The sequence below is a fragment of the Microbacterium sp. CIAB417 genome, assembly GCF_022788845.1.
In genome coordinates, this window is the sequence record NZ_JAHZUT010000004.1 from 293,149 (window position 1) to 310,715 (window position 17,567).

Consider the following 17,567-nt stretch of genomic DNA (forward strand, 5'->3'; position numbering starts at 1 on the left):
TCAGCCCCCCAGGTCGAGACGGTAGCCCACGCCCCAGACGGTGACGAGGATCTGCGGACGGCCGGGATCGGCCTCGATCTTCTCGCGCAGCCGGCGCATGGTCACCGTCACCGTCGACAGGTCGCCGAACTCCCATCCCCAGACCGCGCGCAGCAGGGTCTGACGGTCGAACGTCTGCCGCGGATGCTTGAGCAAGAACGCGAACAGGTCGAACTCGCGCGCCGACAGCTCCAGCGCGACCCCCGACGCCGTGACGATGCGCGCCGACGGGTCGAGCCGGAACTCCCCGAGGTCGAAGGGGGCCTCCGGCGCGTACGCCGCGAGGCTCCGCCGGAGCACCGAGCGGACGCGGAGCACGAGCTCGCGCGGGGAGAACGGCTTGGGCAGGTAGTCGTCCGCGCCGGCCTCGAGTCCGTCGATGCGGTCCTCGGGGGCGCCCAGCGCCGTGAGCATGATCACGGGCACCTGCGAGGTCCGACGGATGCGGCGGCACACCTCGACGCCGTCGATGCCGGGGAGCATGCGATCCAGCACGACGAGGTCCGGTCGAACACGGGTGACGGCATCCAAGCCCGAGAAGCTGTCCGACGCGACGTCGACGAGGAAGCCCGCCGCGCGCAGGTAGGCCTCGGCGACCTCGCACACCATGGGGTCGTCCTCGACGATCAGCACCCGGCGGTCCACGAGGTCGTCGGCCGGTTCCGCGGACAGCGACGACGTCATGGTCCCAGGGTAGATCCGCGGGTGCGCGGCGGAGAGGGGATCCCGGGTTCCGCGCCGACTCTTCCGCGGTTCGTAAGGACTTGGGGGCGGCGCGAGGGCGGCGGGGTTCCTACATTCTGGATATGAGCTCATCCGTTGACGTGATCCTGCCCTGCCTCGACGAGGCGGAGGCGCTTCCGGCGCTGCTCGCCGAGATCCCGTCCTCGTACCGCGCGATCGTCGTGGACAACGGCTCGACCGACGGCTCGGGCCGGATCGCCGCGGAGCTCGGGGCCACCGTCGTGACGGCGGAGCGCCGCGGCTACGGCGCCGCCGTACACGCCGGCCTCCTGGCGGCCACGGCACCGATCGTCGTCTGCTGCGACGCGGACGGATCGTTCGACATGCGCCAGCTCGAGCGGGTCGTCGATCCGGTCCGCCGCGGCGAGGCCGACCTCGTGCTCGGGCGGCGAGTGGCGGTCACGGGTTCCGCATGGCCGGTGCACGCCCGCGTCGCCAACGCCGTGCTGCTGTGGTTCGTGCGACGCAGGATGCAGGTGGGGCTCCGCGATCTCGGTCCGATGCGGGCCGCGGATCGCGAGCGGCTCGTGCGCCTCGGCATCGTCGACCGGCGCAGCGGCTACCCGCTGGAGCTCGTGCTCCGCGCGCGACGAGCGGGCTGGCGCATCGACGAGGTGCCGGTCGACTATCGCCCGCGGGTGGGCAGATCCAAGGTCACCGGCACGGTGAGCGGGACGGTCCAGGCGGTCGGCGACATGCTGCGGATGCTGCGGAGGTACGCATGAACGGGGTCACGATCATCGTCATGGCCAAGGAGTGCGTGCCCGGCCGCGTCAAGACCCGGCTGCATCCGCCGTTCAGCCTCGAGGACGCCGCCGGGATCGCGAGCGCGTGCCTTGACGACACGCTGGCGGCGGTCGCGGGTATCGATGCGCGGCGGTTGCTGTGCGTGCAGGGGAGCCTCGACCCGATCCCTGGGTTCGAGCAGATGCCGCAGTCGACCGGGGATCTCGACGAACGGATCGCCGACGCCCTCGACCGCGTCGACGGTCCCGTGCTGCTGATCGGGATGGACACGCCGCAGCTCGACCCTGCGCTGCTCGGCGCGGTGGCCCGCCGCTGGCCGCTCGGCGTCGACGCCTGGTTCGGCCCCGCCGCCGACGGCGGCTTCTGGCTGCTGGGGCTTCGGGGCGTCGACGAGCTGCGAGGCGCTGTGGGCAGCGGCGCCCGGGGAGATCTGGTGCGCGGGGTGGCGATGTCTCGGGACGACACCGGCGCCGTGCAGCGCGCGCGGCTGACGGCCGCCGGTCTCAGCGTCGCGGACCTGCCGGAGCTCACGGATGTCGACGACGTCGACAGCCTCCGCACCGTGGCCGAGGAGCTCTCACCCGCAAGTGCTCTGGCGCGCAGGCTCGCCGCCCATCACCGGGACATCGTGCCCGCGGCATCCGGGGCCGACCGGATCGAGGCCGTCCGATGACCGCCCCGATCGCGACAGTGCCGCACTTCGACGCCGGAGGCGGATCGCCCTACGCCACCGCCCTGCGCAGCGGCGGCGGAGTCCTGCGCATGGTCGACCACGACGGGGCCCCGGGCGCGCCGATCGAGCTCGCCCGCTTCCTCGCGGCCGCGGACGACGCGGATCGCTCGGTGCTGGAACGCGCGGACGGAGCGGTCCTCGACATCGGATGCGGCCCCGGCCGCATGGTGCGCGCGGCGATCGCCGCGGGTCATCTCAGCCTCGGCGTGGACGTCTCGGAGGCCGCCGTCGCCCACGCGCACGCGCAGGGACTGCCGGTGCTGCATCGCTCGGTCTTCGATCCGATCCCGCGGGAAGGGGAGTGGGGCGCCGCCCTGCTGCTGGACGGGAACATCGGCATCGGCGGAGACCCGACCGCCCTGCTGTCGCGGTGCGCGCGGCTCGTGCGGGCGGACGGCACGGTGTTCGTCGAGGTGCACGACGATCCGCGCCGCGACCGGGCCTTCCGCGCCACGCTGATCGATCACGAGGGCCGTGCCAGCCTGCCGTTCCCCTGGTACGAGCTCGGCCTGGACGGACTGCGCCGTCGTGCTGTCGCGGCCGGACTGGTCCTCGTCGAGACCTGGTCGCAGGACGTCCGCACCTTCGCGGCTCTGCGGTGCGCCTCCGCTGAACGATAGTCCCCGGCGTTGCGCAGTGGCCTGCCGTCCGCGGGACTCGGCTTCAGGACGATTCCGGTGCGGACGGCGCTCGCCTCCGCCGGCGGAGCACGGTGATCGCCGGCACCAGGACGGCGTCGTGCAGGATCACCGCCGCGGCGAGCCAGACGACGACGTTCAGCAACTGGTCCGGTCGCTGCGTGCTCACCAGCAGCCAGGCGCCCCACAGGAGTCCGCCGGCGCCGGCGGCTCCGAGCGCGATCCGCACCCCGCGCATCAGACCACCTCGATCGCCGACAGCCACTTGGTCTGGAGCACGCCGGGACGTCCGGGTGCGATGATCCGCGCGGGATATCCGTGGTCCAGGTCCAGGCGCTCGCCGTTGACGTGCAGCGCCACCAGCGTCTTCGCGTCCCGGGCGTACTGCGGCGGCATGGTCGTGGTGGCGAACGCGCCCCGCCGCTGCAGGCTGCGCATCCGGACGGTGGCGTCCTCGGGGGCTCCGACCAGGTCCAGGAGATCGGCGAGCCGGACGCCCTGCCAGCGCGCGTCCACCGTCCATCCCTCCACGCAGGCGATGGGCAGCACCTCCCGGTGCTGAGGGAGCGCGTCGAGCTCGGCCAGGCTCAGCGTGCGGCGCCGTCCGCCGGCTTCGACGGCGAGCCGCCAGTCCGGGTCGGAGGCGAGGGCGGTGACATCCGCCTGTCGCGCGGAGCGGTTGACCGGCAGCGCCCGAGGGCTGTCCACGCGACGACGGTCCTCGACGAGGCTGAACGGTCCGACGGGGAGGATCGCGTGCGCGACGGCCAGAGCCCCCATCGCCGCCGAACCGGCGCCGACACCGAGGAGGAACCAGCGCCGGGAGAGGTCTTCCGGATCAGTCATCCCGGACACCCCCGTCCACGACGTCCCCGTCGTCTCGGCGCCAGTGCGCGCGGATCGCCGGGAGCTGCACGGCGATGTGCAGGGCCAGGGCGCCGATCAGCATCCAGGCGAGCGCGAAGTGCGTGCGCCGGAAGGAGAACTCCCACGGATACCACTCCAGGATGTTGAGGATTCCGGTCACCGGGAGCACCAGGGCCGTCGCGACGAGAACGGCGACCGAACCGCGCTCGAGCGCGCTGAGCACGCCCGAAAGGGGCGGCCACCGGAACAGTCGCGGATACACCACCCACAGCTTCGCCAGCAGCAGCGGAAGCAGCATGCTGCCGACGACGACGTGGGTCCCCTGCGTCCAGCCGTACAGGTGCTCGGGGCGCGTCGGAGTGACGATTCCGTCCAGCGGGCTCTGCAGCACGTGGCTGTACAGCCCGGTGAGGAAGCACACGACGAAGGCGAGCCCGAGCACCCGACCCACGACGACCGCCATCCGCGTGTTCCGCACGGGCGAGGCGAGAGCGCGCTGCACGTGCGCCGCGCGCGGCCGGATCGCGGCGTCGAGCCGATCGACCAGCGCGGTGCGGGGGACATGCTCCGTCATGGCCTCAGTCTGCGCGGGCGGGGACCGTCGTGCCCGCCATGCGTCTTACAGGATGGTGACGGCCGTGCCGCCGGCCCCTGCCGGGAACAGCTGTCACGGAGGCGTAAGGAAATCCGGGCGGCGCCGCGCGCCCCGACAGCGCAGTCTGAGGGCATGCAGCACGAACACGTCGAGATCGCCGTGATCGGCGGCTCTGGGCTCGCGTCCCTGGCGGTCGACGACGCCCGCACCCTGGAAGCCGTCCCCACCCCCTACGGCGTGGTGACCGGCATCGTCGTCGGTCGGCTCGACGAACGTCGCATCGCGTTCCTGGCCCGGCACGGCGCCGGTCACCGCGTCCCGCCGCACCGGATCGACGCCCGTGCGCAGCTGTGGGCGATCGCGGCGCTCGGCGCGCGCGTGCTCGTCTCCACCAACGCCGTCGGCGGTCTCGACCAGGACGCGCATCCCGGAGACCTGGTTCTCACCGACCAGCTCATCGATCGCACGTGGGGTCGCGCGGACACCTTCTTCGACGGCGAGGACCCGGCCGGCGGAGTCCAGCATCTGCCGTTCGCCGAGCCGTACAGCAGCTCATTGCGTGCCATCGCCGCCGCGGCGCTGCGAGCGGAAGGCGAGGATCCCCGGGAGTCGGCCACGAGCGTGGTCGTCCAGGGACCGCGGTTCTCCACCCGCGCCGAGGCCGCCTGGCACCGGCGGATGGGGGCGCACATCGTGAACATGACGCAGCTGCCCGAGGCGGCGCTCGCCGCCGAACTCGGACTCGCGCACGTGAACATCGCGATCATCACCGACACGGACACCGAGCACGGCGACGGGGAGCAGGACCGCTCCGCCACCGCCGAGAGGGTGTTCCGCGTCATGGCGGAGGCGGGTCCGCGGCTGAACGCCGCGATCGCCGCTGTCGTCGCCGCGATCCCCGCCGGTTACGCCGAGCCGTCGGCGTTGCCGGAGGACGTGGTCCGCGGCATCCTGTGCCGGAGCGTCGTCGACGACGAAGCGCGCCGGGCGGGGCCCGGAGCGCCGGGCCGGGCGGACGATAACGGGGGCGGGGCCCCGTGACCCGGCGGCTGCTCGTGACCGGCGGACGCGGCTTCATCGGCGGGGCCGTCGTCGATCAGGCGCTCGCGGCCGGGTGGACCGTGCGGGTGCTCGATTCGCTGCGCCCCGACGTGCACGGGTCTGAGGGGACCGGGCGGCCGGTTTCCGCGGACGTCGAGGTCGTCGAGGGGGACGTCCGCGATCCGGATGCCGTCGCGCAGTGCCTGCGGGACGTCGACGCGGTCAGTCACCAGGCCGCGAAGGTCGGACTGGGCGTCGACATCGGCGACGCTCCCGACTACGTGTCGTCCAACTCGCTCGGCACCGCGGTGCTGCTTCGGGCGATGCGCGACGCCGGCGTCCGGCGCCTCGTGCTGGCATCCTCGATGGTCGTCTACGGCGAGGGTCTGTACCGGGACGGCTCCTGGGTCGGTCAGGCACCGCCGCGGACGAGGGCGGACCTCGAGTCCGGCGTCTTCGACCCGCGCTCTGCGGAGACCGGGCGGCCGCTGCGTCCGGAGCTCATCGACGAGGACCAGCCCTGCGATCCGCGCAACACCTACGCGGCGACGAAGCTCGAGCAGGAGCTCCTGGCCAGGGACTGGGCGCGCGGCACCGGCGGCCGTGCCGCACTGCTGCGGTACCACAACGTGTACGGGGCGTGGATGCCGCAGGGGACGCCGTACGCGGGCGTCGCGTCGCTGTTCCGCTCGGCGCTGGAGCACGGCGAGGCGCCCGAGGTGTTCGAGGACGGCCTCCAGCGACGCGACTTCGTGCACGTGTCGGACGTGGCGGCGGCGAACATCGCCGCCCTGGACTGGACAGCGGACGAGGCCGGTCCGGCGGGCTCGGCGCGGGCGTTCAACGTCGGCAGCGGCGAGGTCCGGACGATCGGCGATCTCGCCCGTGCTCTGGCGGGGGCGATGGGCGGCCCGGAACCCCGCATCACCGGGAGGTACCGACTCGGGGACGTGCGTCACATCACGGCCTCGTCCGCCCGCGCCCGCGCGGAACTGGGGTGGGCTCCCGTGGTGGGATTCGTGGACGGCGTCTCCCGGTTCGCGCACGATCCGCTGCGCTCGGCGGTCTCCGGGGGATGAGCGCGACCATGGCGCGCGCACGGGTGGCCGTGTGGGGCGGCGTCGCCGCCGCCGTGCTGATCGCGGCCGCGATGGCCGTTCCCGCGCTGACCGGCTGGGTCGTGAAGGTCTCGACGCCGCCTCTTCACGCGGAATGGATGCCGCGGATCGGGCCCGGTCTTCCCGCGGCCGTGGCGCTGGGTGCGCTGGCGGTCGTGTTCGCCCCGAGGCTCGCTCGGCGGATGCGCTGGGTTCCGCTGCAGGCGACCGTGTTCGCGGCGGCGCTGGCGTGGCTGCTGTCGCTCGCGCTCGTCGACGGCCTGGACGGCATCGGCACGATCCTGAACCATCGCTACGAGTACCTCGGCACCGCGCGCGAGGTCACGGATTTCGGTGCGACCCTGCGCGAGTACGTCGACCGGATCCCGTATGCGCACGAGGACAACTGGCCCGTGCACATCGCGGGTCACCCGCCTGGTGCGCTGCTGTTCTTCTACCTGCTCGTGCGCATCGGGCTGGGCAGCGGCCTGGCGGCGGGGTTCGTCGTGATCCTGGTCGGAGCGACCATCCCCGTCGCCGTGCTCGGCGCCGTGCGGGCGCTGGGGGCTGAGCTCCTCGCGCGCCGAGCCGCGCCCGTGCTCGTGTTCACTCCGGCCGCGATCTGGATCGGAGTCTCCGGGGACGGCATGTTCACCGCGTTCGCGGCCTGGGGGCTGTGGGCGCTCGCCCGGGCCGCGACCGTGCGACGGCGAGGCGGCGGAGTCCTGGCGATGACGGCCTGGTCGGTGCTCGCCGGGCTCCTGCTCGGCTACTGCGTCATGCTGTCCTACGGGCTGCCGCTGCTGGGGGTGCTGGCGGTGGCGGTCCTCGCCGCCGGGCGGTCGTGGTGGCCGATCCCGATCGCCGCCGCTGCAGCGCTTCTCGTCGTGCTGCTGTTCGCCGCCGGAGGTTTCGCGTGGTGGGAGGCGTTCCCGGTGCTGCAGCAGCGGTACTGGGACGGGGTCGCGTCGCGGCGTCCTCCGGAGTACTGGATGTGGGGCAATCTGGCGGCGTTCGCGATCAGCGCGGGGCCGATGGTCGCGGCATCCCTCGCGGGCGCCGTGGATGCCCGGTTCGGTCCCGCCCGGCGGACGCTCTCGGCCCCCGAACGCGACGCCGTCCGCACGATCGTGCTGCTGGTCGGTGCCGCGTGGGTGAGCATCGCGCTCGCGGACCTGTCGCAGATGAGCCGTGCGGAGGTCGAGCGCATCTGGCTGCCGTTCGTCCCGTGGGCGCTTCTGGGCCTGGCCCTGTTCGCGCAGCGGGCGCGACGGACCATGCTCGCGATCCAGATCGCCCTCGCACTTCTCGTGCAGACGTTGCTGAACACCGGGTGGTGACCGGCGGCGTCGACGCGATCAGGCGCTGAGCGTCGACGTGTCGATGACGAAGCGATAGCGCACGTCCGAGGCCAGGACCCGCGCCCACGCCTCGTTCACCTCGGATGCCGCGATGATCTCGACCTCCGGGGCGATGCCGTGCTCGGCGCAGAAGTCCAGCATCTCCTGGGTCTCCGCGATGCCGCCGATGTTGGATCCCGCGAACGAGCGACGCCCGCCGATGAGCGTGCCGACGTGCAGGCTGAGCGGCTCCGCGGGGGCGCCGACGTTGACCAGCGTCCCGTCGAGGGCGAGCAGCTTGAGGTGGGCGTCCAGGTCGATCGGCGCGGAGACCGTGTTGATGATCAGGTCGAACGCACCGCGCAGGTCGCGGAACGTGGACGGGTCGTTCGTCGCGAACGCGCGGTCGGCGCCGAGCGACAGCGCGTCCTCCTTCTTGGCCAGGGTGCGGGTGAGCACGGTGACCTCAGCACCCATCGCGTGTGCGAGCTTGACGGCCATGTGGCCGAGCCCACCGAGACCGACGACGGCGACGCGCGTGCCGGGGCCCGCGTTCCAATGCCGCAGGGGCGAGTACGTGGTGATCCCCGCGCACAGCAACGGGGCGGCCTTCTCGAACGGGATCTCCTCCGGCAGGCGCAGGACGAAGTCCTCGGTCACGACGACGCCGGTGGCGTAGCCGCCCTGCGTGATCGTGCCGTCGACGTCCGTGGCGCCGTACGTGCCGATCGCGCCGTTCAGGCAGTACTGCTCGGACCCGGCCAGGCAGTTCGCGCACTCGCCGCAGGAGTTGACGAGGCATCCGACCCCGACACGGTCGCCCACCGCGTGCTTCGTGACCTCGGAGCCGACCTCCGCCACGACTCCCGCGATCTCGTGACCGACCGTGAGCGGGTAGTGCTGCGGACCCCAGTCGCCCTGGACGGTGTGGATGTCGGAGTGGCAGATGCCCGCCCAGCGGATGTCGATGCGCACGTCGCGCGGTCCGACGTCGCGGCGTTCGATCGTGCCGGTGGCGAGCGGAGCGGTGGCGGAGGGCGCGACGATGGCGGGAATCGTGGTGGGCATAGGACGAGCGTACGCGGAGAACCGCCCGCGAGACCGCCATCGACCGGCATCCGAGATCCGGACAACCGCCCCGGATCCGGAAGAATCGCGGCGAATCCTCCGGATCTCGCGCCAAGCTCCGGATCTGAGCATCCGCGAAGCGGGCGGCACTTCCTGCTCGACGGGCTCGAATCGATTCGATACAATCGGATCCGCACCTCTGCGTGTGCTCCTCCCGATCCGCCCCCATCTGCCTGTCGAGCGACTGTGTCCACTTCCCTCACCACGGGCGCGCCCTGGCGCGTCATCCTCGCCTTCTCCGTCCCGCTGCTCATCGGCAACGTCGTCCAGCAGCTCTACCAGTTCGTCGACACGATCGTCGTCGGCCGTCAGCTCGGCGTCGACGCGCTCGCCGCTGTCGGCGCGACGGGCAGCCTGCTGTTCCTGCTGCTCGGATTCGCCTGGGGTCTGACGAGCGGATTCGCCATCCCGACGGCGCAGGCCTTCGGCGCCGGGGACGCCCGCGGCGTCCGGCGCTCGGTGGCCACGGGTACGATCCTCACCGGGGCGATGAGCATCGTGCTGACGATCGCCGCGCCGCTGCTCGCCCAGCCCGCGCTCGAGGCCATGCAGACGCCGCCCGAGCTCATGGACGACGCCGTCGTGTTCGCCCAGGTGAGCTTCCTCGGCGCCGCGGCGACGATGTTCTTCAACTACCTGGCCGCGATCATCCGTGCGATCGGCGACTCGCGCACGCCGCTGTGGTTCCTCACCCTCGCCTGCCTGCTGAACGTGGGCCTCGTCATCCTCATGGTGGGACCGCTCGGCTGGGGCGTCGCCGGAGCCGCGCTCGCGACCGTGGTGGCGCAGGGCATCTCCGTCGCGCTGTGCCTGGAGTATCTGCGCCGTCGACTGCATGACCTGCACGTCAAGCGCGACGACTGGCGCGTCACCCGCGGAGAGATCTGGGAGCACCTGCGCCTGGGTCTCCCGATGGGCTTCCAGGCGTCGATCATCGCGATCGGCACGCTGGCGGTCCAGGTCGCCCTGAACGAGCAGGGCGCGGATGCCGTGGCCGCCTGGACGGCCGGCTCGCGCGTCGACAGCCTCGCGAGCGCGCTGCTGGCGTCCCTGGGTCTGGCGACCAGCATGTTCGTCGCGCAGAACGTGGGCGCCGGCCGGCCCGACCGCATCCGCCGCGGCGTCGTGCAGGCGACGTGGATCGCGATCATCGGATCGGTGGCGCTCGGCGTGCTGCTCGTGGTGACGGGGTCCGCGATCGTGCAGGTCTTCGTCGGCGACGCGGCTCCCGACGTCGTCGACCTCGCGCATCTCATGCTGATCATCAACGCGTCCTGCTACGCCGTGCTCGGCGTGCTGTTCGTGCTCCGCGGGGCCCTGCAGGGTCTCGGCCACGCCATGATCCCCACGGTCACGGGCGTCGTCGAACTCGTGATGCGCGTGGTCGCGGCCGTGGTGTTCGGGGCGCTCTTCGGCTTCGTGGGCGTGGCGTGGAGCAACCCGCTCGCCTGGATCGGCGCGGTGGTGATCCTCGTCCCGGCCTACGTCCGCGAGCACCGCCGCCTGGCGCGCATGCCGATCACTGCGGCTGTCGTGACCGAGACCACGCCCATCCCCGTGGTGGGACCCACGAACAGCTCCCTCGTCGTGGATGCGGTCGTCACGTCGCCGATCCCGCTGCCCGGTGCGGTCAACGCTCCGCGAGGAAGGCGAGCGCGGCTTCGCGGAAGGCGCGGGACCCGGGTGCGTTGAAGTGGTGCCGATCGGGGATCTCGAGGAACCGGCCCTGCGGGGCAGCGGACGCGAGATGACGTGACCCCTCGATGATGGCGTCCTGCGATCCCGTCGCGAACAGCACCGGCTGCTGCGGTGCCTGAGCCGTGTCGGGATCGATCGTGCGCGATGCGCGCATGCCCTCCGCGAGGGCGAGCAGGGCGCGCAGGTCGTTGCCCGGGACCCGTTCGGTCAGGGCGATGTAGTTCTGCGTCGCGGCATCCGTCACCTCCGCGCCGTCCGTGATGTGACGGCGGACCTGGTCGAGATCGAGCCGGGCGAGCGGGATGCCCTCCGGCACGCCGCCCAGAACGGCGCGCGTGATCCGGTCCGGCAGGTCGACAGCGACCTGCCAGCCGACCCTCGCGCCGAGCGAGTAGCCCACGTAGCGCGCCTCCTCGACCAGGTAGGTGTCGAGGACGGTCTCCAGATCCGACGCGAGCGTGCGCACGTCGTACCCGTTCGCCTCGTGCGGCTTGTCGCTGAGGCCATGGCCGCGCTGATCGACGCCGAGCACGAAGTAGCCCGCCTGTTCGAGCATCCGGGTCCAGCCCGTCAGAACCCAGTTGTCGCGCGTGTTGGACGCGAAGCCGTGCACGATGACGACAGCCGGAGCGTCCGGATCCCCCCACGTGTAGGTCGCCAGACGCACGCCCTCGCCGACGAAGACGTGCTGCGGTTCGGGCATCCGGTTCAGTTCCGAGAGACGTACGGCCACCCCTCCATCATGGACCCGGGGCGGGGGAGCGGAGCCGTCGGAAACGCGGGTCGAGCAGTCCGCGGGGGATCCGACCGGGGGATGACGACGGATCGTCCTATCGATGGATGCGCACGCGCCGATGCTCGCCTAGCCTTGTCAGCAAGGAGAGTGCATCGGGGGGTGCAAGATGGTTTCATCGACGGCTGTGGCCAACGGATTGGCCGGCCTGTTCGTGCCGATCGGGATCGTCGGGGCGGGAATCGCGGTGCTGTGCGCGCTCGTCGCGGCCGTCACGATCGCGCGCGGGTCCAACGGGATGGCGGGCGGCGCGATCGGCGTCTGGATCGTGGGTGCGTTGCTGAGCGTCGCCGCGGTGTTCGCGACCGTGTGGATGCCGCTGCTGGTGTCCGGGGTGGCGCTCGTCGCCGCGCTGGTGATCGGCGGGATCGTGCGGGCGGTGCTGTCCGCGCGACCGGAACGACCGGTGCCCGAACGCGCGGACGAGCAGACGGTTCCCGCCAAGCCCGCGGTCCCTGCAGCCTCGGTCGCGACGGCCAAGCCGGTCACGTCAACGGTGGTCGCGGTCCAGGTGCTGCCCTGACGCATCCGCGCCGGCCGCCACGCGCTCGGCCTCGCGCGTGCGGAGCTCGACACGGCGGATCTTCCCCGAGATCGTCTTCGGGAGCTCCGGGACGAACTCGATGATCCGCACCCACAGGTGCGACGAGAGCCGTTCCCGAGCGAACGCGTAGATCGCTCCGGCCGCGGCGGTCTCGTCCCCGGCATCCGGGCGCAGGCAGATGTAGGCCTTCGGGACCGACAGCCGCGTCGGGTCCGGGCTCGGGACGACGGCCGCCTCGACGACGAGTTCGTGCTCCAGCAGCACGGACTCGAGTTCGAACGGCGAGATCTTGTAGTCCGAGGCCTTGAAGACGTCGTCCGCCCGCCCGATGTAGGTCAGGTACCCGTCCGCGTCGCGCGCTGCGATGTCGCCGGTGTGATGGAACCCGCCCGCGCGGGACTCGGCCGTCCTGGCGGCATCCCGGTAGTAACCGGCCATGAGGCCCACAGGCTCCTCCGTGAGATCCAGGGCGATCTCGCCTTCGTCATCGACCACCTGCCCCGTCACGGGGTCCAGCAGCACGACCGGGTAGCCGGGCAGCGGGCGTCCCATCGACCCGTCCTTGACGACCTGCCCGGGCGAGTTGCCGACGCAGGCCGTCATCTCGGTCTGGCCGAACCCGTCGCGGATCGTGCCGCCCCATGCGTCGCGCACCCGGGTGATGACCTCGGGATTGAGCGGCTCGCCCGCGCCGACGAGCTCGCGCGGCGGGTGCGTGAGGCGGGCGAGGTCGGCCTGGATCAGCATCCGCCAGACCGTGGGCGGTGCGCAGAACGTCGAGACGTGATGCGTGTCCATGACCTCCATGAGGGCGTTCGCGTCGAAGCGGGCGTAGTCGTACACGAACACGGTCGCCTGAGCCAGGAACGGCGAGTAGAAGCTCGACCAGGCGTGCTTGGCCCATCCCGGGGACGAGATGTTCAGGTGCACATCCCCGGGCCGCACACCCAGCCACCACATCGTCGACAGGTGACCGACCGGATACGACACGTGCGTGTGCTGCACGAGCTTCGGGCGGCTCGTGGTCCCGGAGGTGAAGTAGAGCAGGCTCGTGTCGGAGGCCGGCGTCGGCGCGTCCGGCTCGAACACGTCGGATGCGGCGGCGGAATCGGCGAAGTCGATCCAGCCGTCCGGGACGTCGCCGACCGCGATCCGCAGCACGTCTCCGCTGACGCGGTCGGCGAGCGGGCCGAGCGTCACGACCGCCGTGGCCTCGCCGTGCTCGATCCGGTAGGCGAGGTCGGATGCCGAGAGAAGCGTCGAGGTGGGGATCGACACCGCGCCGACCTTGGTGATGCCGAGCATGACCTCCCACAACTCGATCGAGTTGTTCAGCATCACGATCACGTGGTCGCCGCGCCGGATGCCGAGGCCGGTCAGCCAGTTCGCCACCTGATCGCTGCGCCGGGAGAGCTCGCCGTAGCTCCAGGTCCGGACGCTGAGGTCGGCGGACACGATCTGCACGGCGGCGCGCTCCGGGTGCTCGCCGGCGACGACGTCGAACCACTCCAGCGCGAAGTTGAACTCGTCGAGCCGCGGCCAGCGGAATCCGGCGCGGGCGCCCTCGTAGTCGGTGGCGTGATCGAACAGGAGATCGCGCATCTCGCGGATCGCGGTCGTGGCGGCGGTGGCAGGACGGCTCATGCCTTCCATCCTGCACCCCGCGTCGCGTCAGCCCAGCAGGCCGCGGCCGTCCCGGAGCTCGAAGACCAGTTGCGTCTCGGTGCCTCGGACGACCGGGTGGATCGTGATGTGCTCGAGGACGATGTCGCGCAGCGCCGCGGCGTCCTGCACGGCCACGTGCACGAGGAAGTCGTCGACGCCCGCGACGTGGAAGACCTGCAGCACGCGAGGGATCGCCACGAGCGCGTCGAACAGCGCGGTGACCTTGGCGCCGGTGTGGTTGGCGAGGCGCACCTTGATCATCGCCTGCAGCGGGAACCCGAGCGCCGCCTCGTCGACACGGATGCGGATGTCGCGGATGATCCCGCGTGTGCGCAGCGATCGGACGCGGTGCGCGCAGGTGGACTCGGCCAGACCCAGGCGCGTCGCGAGCGCCTTGTTCGTGATGTCGGCGCGCTCGCCGAGGGCCGCGAGGATCTCGAGGTCGAGGTGGTCGAGGGATGCCGCGGGCGGTGGCGTTTTCGTCAAGGTCGTGCTCCTTCCGGCATCCGATCTCGCTCGAAATCGCAGGATCGGCAGTCAGCTCTGCGGATGCTGTCGAATCGTCCCACTTCTTTTGCGAAGTCCGCAACGATGGCGAGCATGCATCCCGAGACCCTTGCCGTGCACAGCGGGCGGGAGGACCTCTCCGCCCTGGGCGTGCACGCCCTTCCGATCGATCTGTCCACGACCAATCCGCTGCCCGATGTCGAACGCGGCGGAGAGTCCTACGAGGCCATGGCCACGGGCGGCCGGCCGCCGTCGGAGGGCAGCATGGTCTATGCGAGGCTGTGGAATCCGACGGTCGCGCGGTTCGAAGGCGCTCTCGCCGAGCTGGAGCACGCCGAGGCCGCCGTCGCCTTCGGCTCCGGCATGGCGGCGATGACCGCAGCCGTCCTCGCCCTGTGCGGGGAGTCCGGGCGGCGTCACGTCGTCGCCGTGCGTCCGCTGTACGGCGGGACGGACCACCTGCTCGGATCGGGGATGCTGGGGGTGGAGGCGACCTACTGCCACCCTGCCGAGGTCGCAGCCGCCGTGCGCCCGGACACCGGGCTCGTCATCGTCGAGACGCCGGCCAACCCCACGCTCGACCTCGTCGACATCGGCGACCTCGTGGCGGCTGCGGGCGACGCGCCCGTGCTCGTGGACAACACCTTCGCGACGCCGATCCTGCAGAACCCGCTCGATCATGGCGCGGCTCTGTCGCTGCACAGCGCGACGAAGTACCTGGGCGGGCACGGCGACGTCATCGCGGGAGTGATCGCGTGCCGCGAGCCCACGGCTGAGGCGCTGCGCCGCGTGCGCGCGGTGACGGGCGGGCTGCTGCACCCGCTCGGCGCGTACCTCCTGCATCGCGGCCTGACGACGCTGCCGATCCGGATCGAGCGGCAGCAGCAGAGCGCGCGGCGCATCGTGCAGTGGCTGATCGACCGTCCCGAGGTGGAGGAGGTCTTCTACCCCGGGTTGGACGGCGATCCGCGCGGCATCCTGGATCGGCAGATGCGGGGCACCGGGGCCATGGTCGCGATGCGCGTGCGCGGCGGGTACGCGGCCGCGAGCGCGGTGGCCGCGGCGACGCGGCTGTTCACCCACGCGGTGTCGCTGGGCGGCGTGGATTCTCTGATCCAGCATCCGGCCGCCCTCACGCACCGGCCGGTGCCGGCCGAGGCGCGACCGGGCGCCGACGTGCTGCGGCTCTCGATCGGTCTGGAGCATCCCGACGATCTCATCGCCGACCTGGCACAGGCCTTCGCCGCCGTCCCCTCCGCCACGTCGAAGCCCGCCTATATGGCGTGAATGCCCGCGACACGCCGACGCGCGCGGGCACAAGCGCCATATGGAGGGGCTCGGGCGCTGGGCGGATACCGCGTCAGGAACGGAGCCAGGCGCCGTAGGCGTCGAAGGAGTACGGGCGGCCGAGGAACGACGCGACGAGGTCTGCCGCGTCGGCAGCTCCACCACGCGCAAGCACCTCGTCGCGATACCGTCCGGCGACCGCCGGCGCGAACAGGTCGCTCGGGTCGAACGCGCTGAACAGGTCCTTGGCGATCACGAGGCTCCACATGTACGTGTAGTACGCCGAGCTGTATGCGGTCAAGTGCCCGAATGCGGCCTGCATGTGGGTGCCGGGCACCCGACCGAGGGCCTCGTAGCGCTCGGACAGCTCCTGCACGGCCGCGTCGTGATCGGCGGGGTTCTCGAGATGCAGCCGATACGAGACGGCGGCGTAGAACATCTGCCGGCGCACCCAGATGCCTCGTCCGAAGTCCGCGGCCCTTCTCAGCCGCGCCACGAGCTCGGCGGGGATCGGCTCGCCCGCGGCATCCACGGCGAAGGACCGCAGGATGTCGGCATCCCATGCCCACTCCTCGAGCATCTGGGACGGGGCCTCGACGAAATCCCACTCCGTCGCGACGCCCGAGAACCTCGCCCACTTCTGATCTCCGCCGAGCACGTGATGCAGCAGGTGCCCGAACTCGTGGAACAGCGTCTTCACCTGCTCGTGCTCCATCAACCCGCGAGGGAAGTTGCACACCAGGACGCCCTCCGGGAGCTGGATGCCGCGCACGCCGGTGACCAGGTCGAACTGCGCCGCGTGCTTGTACTTGCCTTCTCGCGGGTGCAGATCGAGATGGATGCGCCCGAGTCTGGTGTTGCCGCGCAGGACGTCGTAGCTCGTGACGTCCTCGGCCCAGGTCGCGACCCCGTGCACTTCGCGATACGTCAGCCCGAACAGCCGGCCCGTGACGGCGAGCAGTCCTTCGCGCACGCGGGGGAAGTCCAGGTAACGGCGCACATCCTGTGCGTCGACGTCGTACTGCTCCCGACGGATGAGCTCCTCGTAGTAGTCGGAGTCGGCCGTGGTGATGCCGGTGAGGGACGGGTCGTCCTGACGGGCGCGGGCGAGCAGGGCATCGGCCTCCTCACGGGCCGCGGCATCTGCGAGGTCGGCGATGCGGTCGATGAACTCGCCGATCGCGTCGCCGGTGCCGATCATCTTCACCTCGGCATCGAAATCCGGCCAGGATGCGTAGCCGAGCAGATGCGCCTGCTCGGCGCGCAGGTCCAGCAGCTCGTGCAGCAGGGCGTCGTTCTCCGGCCAGCCGCGCGAGTTGAAGGCGCGCGTGAGCTCTTCGCGTGCTGCGCGGTCCTGCGCGTAGTTGCGGAACGGGCGCACGTCCGGATAGTCGGTCGTGATCTCCACGAGCCCGTCGGGTCCGGCAGGGTGCGCGGCGATGAAGTCCTCTGGCAGGCCCTCCAACCGGTCCTGCGCGATCCGGATGCTGCGCACATCGTCGCGCACATGGCGCGAGAACTCCTGGTCGACCGCCGTGATGCGCGCGCTGATCGCGGCGAGTCGTGCGCGGGTGGCGTCGTCGCGATCCACGCCGCCGCGCCGGAAATCCCGCAGCACCCGATCGAGCAGCCGCGTCGCCTCGGCGTCGAGCTCTGTTGCGTCGAGCGCGGAGAGCACCTCGAACAGCTCGCGGTCCTGGTCGCGCTCGGTCACGAACGCGGATGCGTCCTGCAGGCGCTGTTCGGCGAGTCCCCGCACGGCGGCGTCCGGATGCACCTCGGCAAGCAGCTGCGTGAGACTGGAGGCGTTCGCGGTCGCGATCTCGCCGAGATTCCACAGCTCCAGGGTCTCCACCGCTGAGCGGCTCGTACCGTCCTTGAGACGCGTGACGACGTCGCGCGCGGTCGCGAGCGCGTCTCCCGCGCGCTTCTCGATGAACGCGCTCCAGTCGTCGGCGGGCAGGGCGAGAGGTTCCAGGGCCATGCGCCTCAGCCTATGGTGCGCCGCCGTCCCCACCGCCGCCCGTCCACGCTTCACAGCCCGTCTATATGGCGTGAGTGCACACGACACGCCGACGCGAGCGTGCACAAGCGCCAAATAGAC

Annotated in this window: 18 protein-coding genes; 9 read left to right on the forward strand and 9 right to left on the reverse strand. The window is 71.6% G+C overall.

What is annotated here, in order from left to right; genetic code table 11:
• Complete coding sequence (locus tag KYX17_RS18835; protein WP_243228490.1) at positions 1–723, reverse strand: response regulator transcription factor; 723 nt, start codon at positions 721–723, stop codon at positions 1–3.
• Between the two features lie 122 nt (positions 724–845).
• Between KYX17_RS18835 and KYX17_RS18840 the strand changes: the two genes are divergently transcribed.
• Genes KYX17_RS18840 through KYX17_RS18850 form a run of 3 tightly spaced genes read left to right on the forward strand, consistent with a single transcriptional unit; the run spans position 846 to position 2,883 of the window.
• Complete coding sequence (locus KYX17_RS18840; RefSeq protein WP_243228491.1) at positions 846–1,508, forward strand: glycosyltransferase family 2 protein; 663 nt, start codon at positions 846–848, stop codon at positions 1,506–1,508.
• On the forward strand, positions 1,505–2,203 hold the full coding sequence (locus KYX17_RS18845) for a DUF2064 domain-containing protein (RefSeq protein ID WP_243228492.1): 699 nt from the start codon (positions 1,505–1,507) through the stop codon (positions 2,201–2,203). The genes KYX17_RS18840 and KYX17_RS18845 overlap by 4 nt, the downstream gene beginning before the upstream one ends.
• Positions 2,200–2,883 carry a bifunctional 2-polyprenyl-6-hydroxyphenol methylase/3-demethylubiquinol 3-O-methyltransferase UbiG gene (locus KYX17_RS18850; protein WP_243228493.1) on the forward strand — a complete coding sequence of 228 codons (684 nt, stop codon included), beginning with the start codon at positions 2,200–2,202 and terminating at the stop codon, positions 2,881–2,883. The genes KYX17_RS18845 and KYX17_RS18850 overlap by 4 nt, the downstream gene beginning before the upstream one ends.
• Before the next feature lie 43 nt (positions 2,884–2,926).
• Here KYX17_RS18850 and KYX17_RS18855 read toward each other — a convergent pair whose 3' ends face one another.
• From KYX17_RS18855 to KYX17_RS18865, 3 genes are read right to left on the reverse strand one after another with little or no spacing between them, the layout of a single operon-like run.
• On the reverse strand, positions 2,927–3,139 hold the full coding sequence (locus tag KYX17_RS18855; RefSeq protein WP_243228494.1) for a hypothetical protein: 213 nt from the start codon (positions 3,137–3,139) through the stop codon (positions 2,927–2,929).
• Positions 3,139–3,747, reverse strand: coding sequence for a molybdopterin-dependent oxidoreductase (locus KYX17_RS18860; protein WP_243228495.1), 609 nt, complete (start codon positions 3,745–3,747; stop codon positions 3,139–3,141). The genes KYX17_RS18855 and KYX17_RS18860 overlap by 1 nt, the downstream gene beginning before the upstream one ends.
• The gene (locus KYX17_RS18865; RefSeq protein ID WP_243228496.1) at positions 3,740–4,342 is read right to left on the reverse strand and encodes a cytochrome b/b6 domain-containing protein; all 603 of its coding nucleotides are present in this window, start codon (positions 4,340–4,342) and stop codon (positions 3,740–3,742) included. The genes KYX17_RS18860 and KYX17_RS18865 overlap by 8 nt, the downstream gene beginning before the upstream one ends.
• A 153-nt stretch (positions 4,343–4,495) precedes the next feature.
• On the opposite strand from KYX17_RS18865, the gene KYX17_RS18870 reads away from it, so the two are divergent.
• The 3 genes from KYX17_RS18870 to KYX17_RS18880 are packed head-to-tail and all read left to right on the forward strand — an operon-like array spanning position 4,496 to position 7,841.
• Complete coding sequence (locus KYX17_RS18870) at positions 4,496–5,404, forward strand: MTAP family purine nucleoside phosphorylase (protein WP_243228497.1); 909 nt, start codon at positions 4,496–4,498, stop codon at positions 5,402–5,404.
• Positions 5,401–6,483, forward strand: coding sequence for an NAD(P)-dependent oxidoreductase (locus KYX17_RS18875; RefSeq protein ID WP_243228498.1), 1,083 nt, complete (start codon positions 5,401–5,403; stop codon positions 6,481–6,483). Before KYX17_RS18870 ends, KYX17_RS18875 begins: the two co-directional genes overlap by 4 nt.
• Positions 6,484–6,491: 8 nt before the next feature.
• The gene (locus KYX17_RS18880) at positions 6,492–7,841 is read left to right on the forward strand and encodes a hypothetical protein (RefSeq protein WP_243228499.1); all 1,350 of its coding nucleotides are present in this window, start codon (positions 6,492–6,494) and stop codon (positions 7,839–7,841) included.
• Between the two features lie 18 nt (positions 7,842–7,859).
• Here KYX17_RS18880 and KYX17_RS18885 read toward each other — a convergent pair whose 3' ends face one another.
• Positions 7,860–8,909, reverse strand: coding sequence for an NAD(P)-dependent alcohol dehydrogenase (locus KYX17_RS18885; protein WP_243228500.1), 1,050 nt, complete (start codon positions 8,907–8,909; stop codon positions 7,860–7,862).
• Positions 8,910–9,155: 246 nt separating this feature from the next.
• On the opposite strand from KYX17_RS18885, the gene KYX17_RS18890 reads away from it, so the two are divergent.
• Positions 9,156–10,661 carry an MATE family efflux transporter gene (locus tag KYX17_RS18890; protein WP_243228501.1) on the forward strand — a complete coding sequence of 502 codons (1,506 nt, stop codon included), beginning with the start codon at positions 9,156–9,158 and terminating at the stop codon, positions 10,659–10,661.
• On the opposite strand, the gene KYX17_RS18895 is transcribed toward KYX17_RS18890, so the two are convergent.
• Positions 10,600–11,370: an alpha/beta fold hydrolase gene (locus KYX17_RS18895; protein ID WP_243229196.1), complete on the reverse strand. Its 771-nt coding sequence runs from the start codon at positions 11,368–11,370 to the stop codon at positions 10,600–10,602. The two genes, KYX17_RS18890 and KYX17_RS18895, sit on opposite strands and share 62 nt — an antisense overlap.
• 199 nt (positions 11,371–11,569) lie before the next feature.
• Here KYX17_RS18895 and KYX17_RS18900 point away from each other — a divergent pair, with 199 nt between their 5' ends.
• Positions 11,570–11,983: a hypothetical protein gene (locus KYX17_RS18900; RefSeq protein WP_243228502.1), complete on the forward strand. Its 414-nt coding sequence runs from the start codon at positions 11,570–11,572 to the stop codon at positions 11,981–11,983.
• Here KYX17_RS18900 and KYX17_RS18905 read toward each other — a convergent pair.
• Together KYX17_RS18905 and KYX17_RS18910 are read right to left on the reverse strand one after the other, a co-directional pair.
• Positions 11,951–13,648, reverse strand: coding sequence for an AMP-binding protein (locus tag KYX17_RS18905; protein WP_243228503.1), 1,698 nt, complete (start codon positions 13,646–13,648; stop codon positions 11,951–11,953). The two genes, KYX17_RS18900 and KYX17_RS18905, sit on opposite strands and share 33 nt — an antisense overlap.
• A 27-nt stretch (positions 13,649–13,675) precedes the next feature.
• Positions 13,676–14,155, reverse strand: coding sequence for an Lrp/AsnC family transcriptional regulator (locus KYX17_RS18910; RefSeq protein WP_243228504.1), 480 nt, complete (start codon positions 14,153–14,155; stop codon positions 13,676–13,678).
• Positions 14,156–14,269: 114 nt separating this feature from the next.
• Between KYX17_RS18910 and KYX17_RS18915 the strand changes: the two genes are divergently transcribed.
• Positions 14,270–15,463 carry a PLP-dependent aspartate aminotransferase family protein gene (locus KYX17_RS18915; protein ID WP_374208970.1) on the forward strand — a complete coding sequence of 398 codons (1,194 nt, stop codon included), beginning with the start codon at positions 14,270–14,272 and terminating at the stop codon, positions 15,461–15,463.
• A gap of 73 nt (positions 15,464–15,536) precedes the next feature.
• Here the strand turns inward: KYX17_RS18915 and KYX17_RS18920 are convergent, their stop codons facing one another.
• On the reverse strand, positions 15,537–17,447 hold the full coding sequence (locus KYX17_RS18920; protein ID WP_243228518.1) for a M3 family metallopeptidase: 1,911 nt from the start codon (positions 17,445–17,447) through the stop codon (positions 15,537–15,539).
• Between the last annotated feature and the right edge of the window lie 120 nt (positions 17,448–17,567).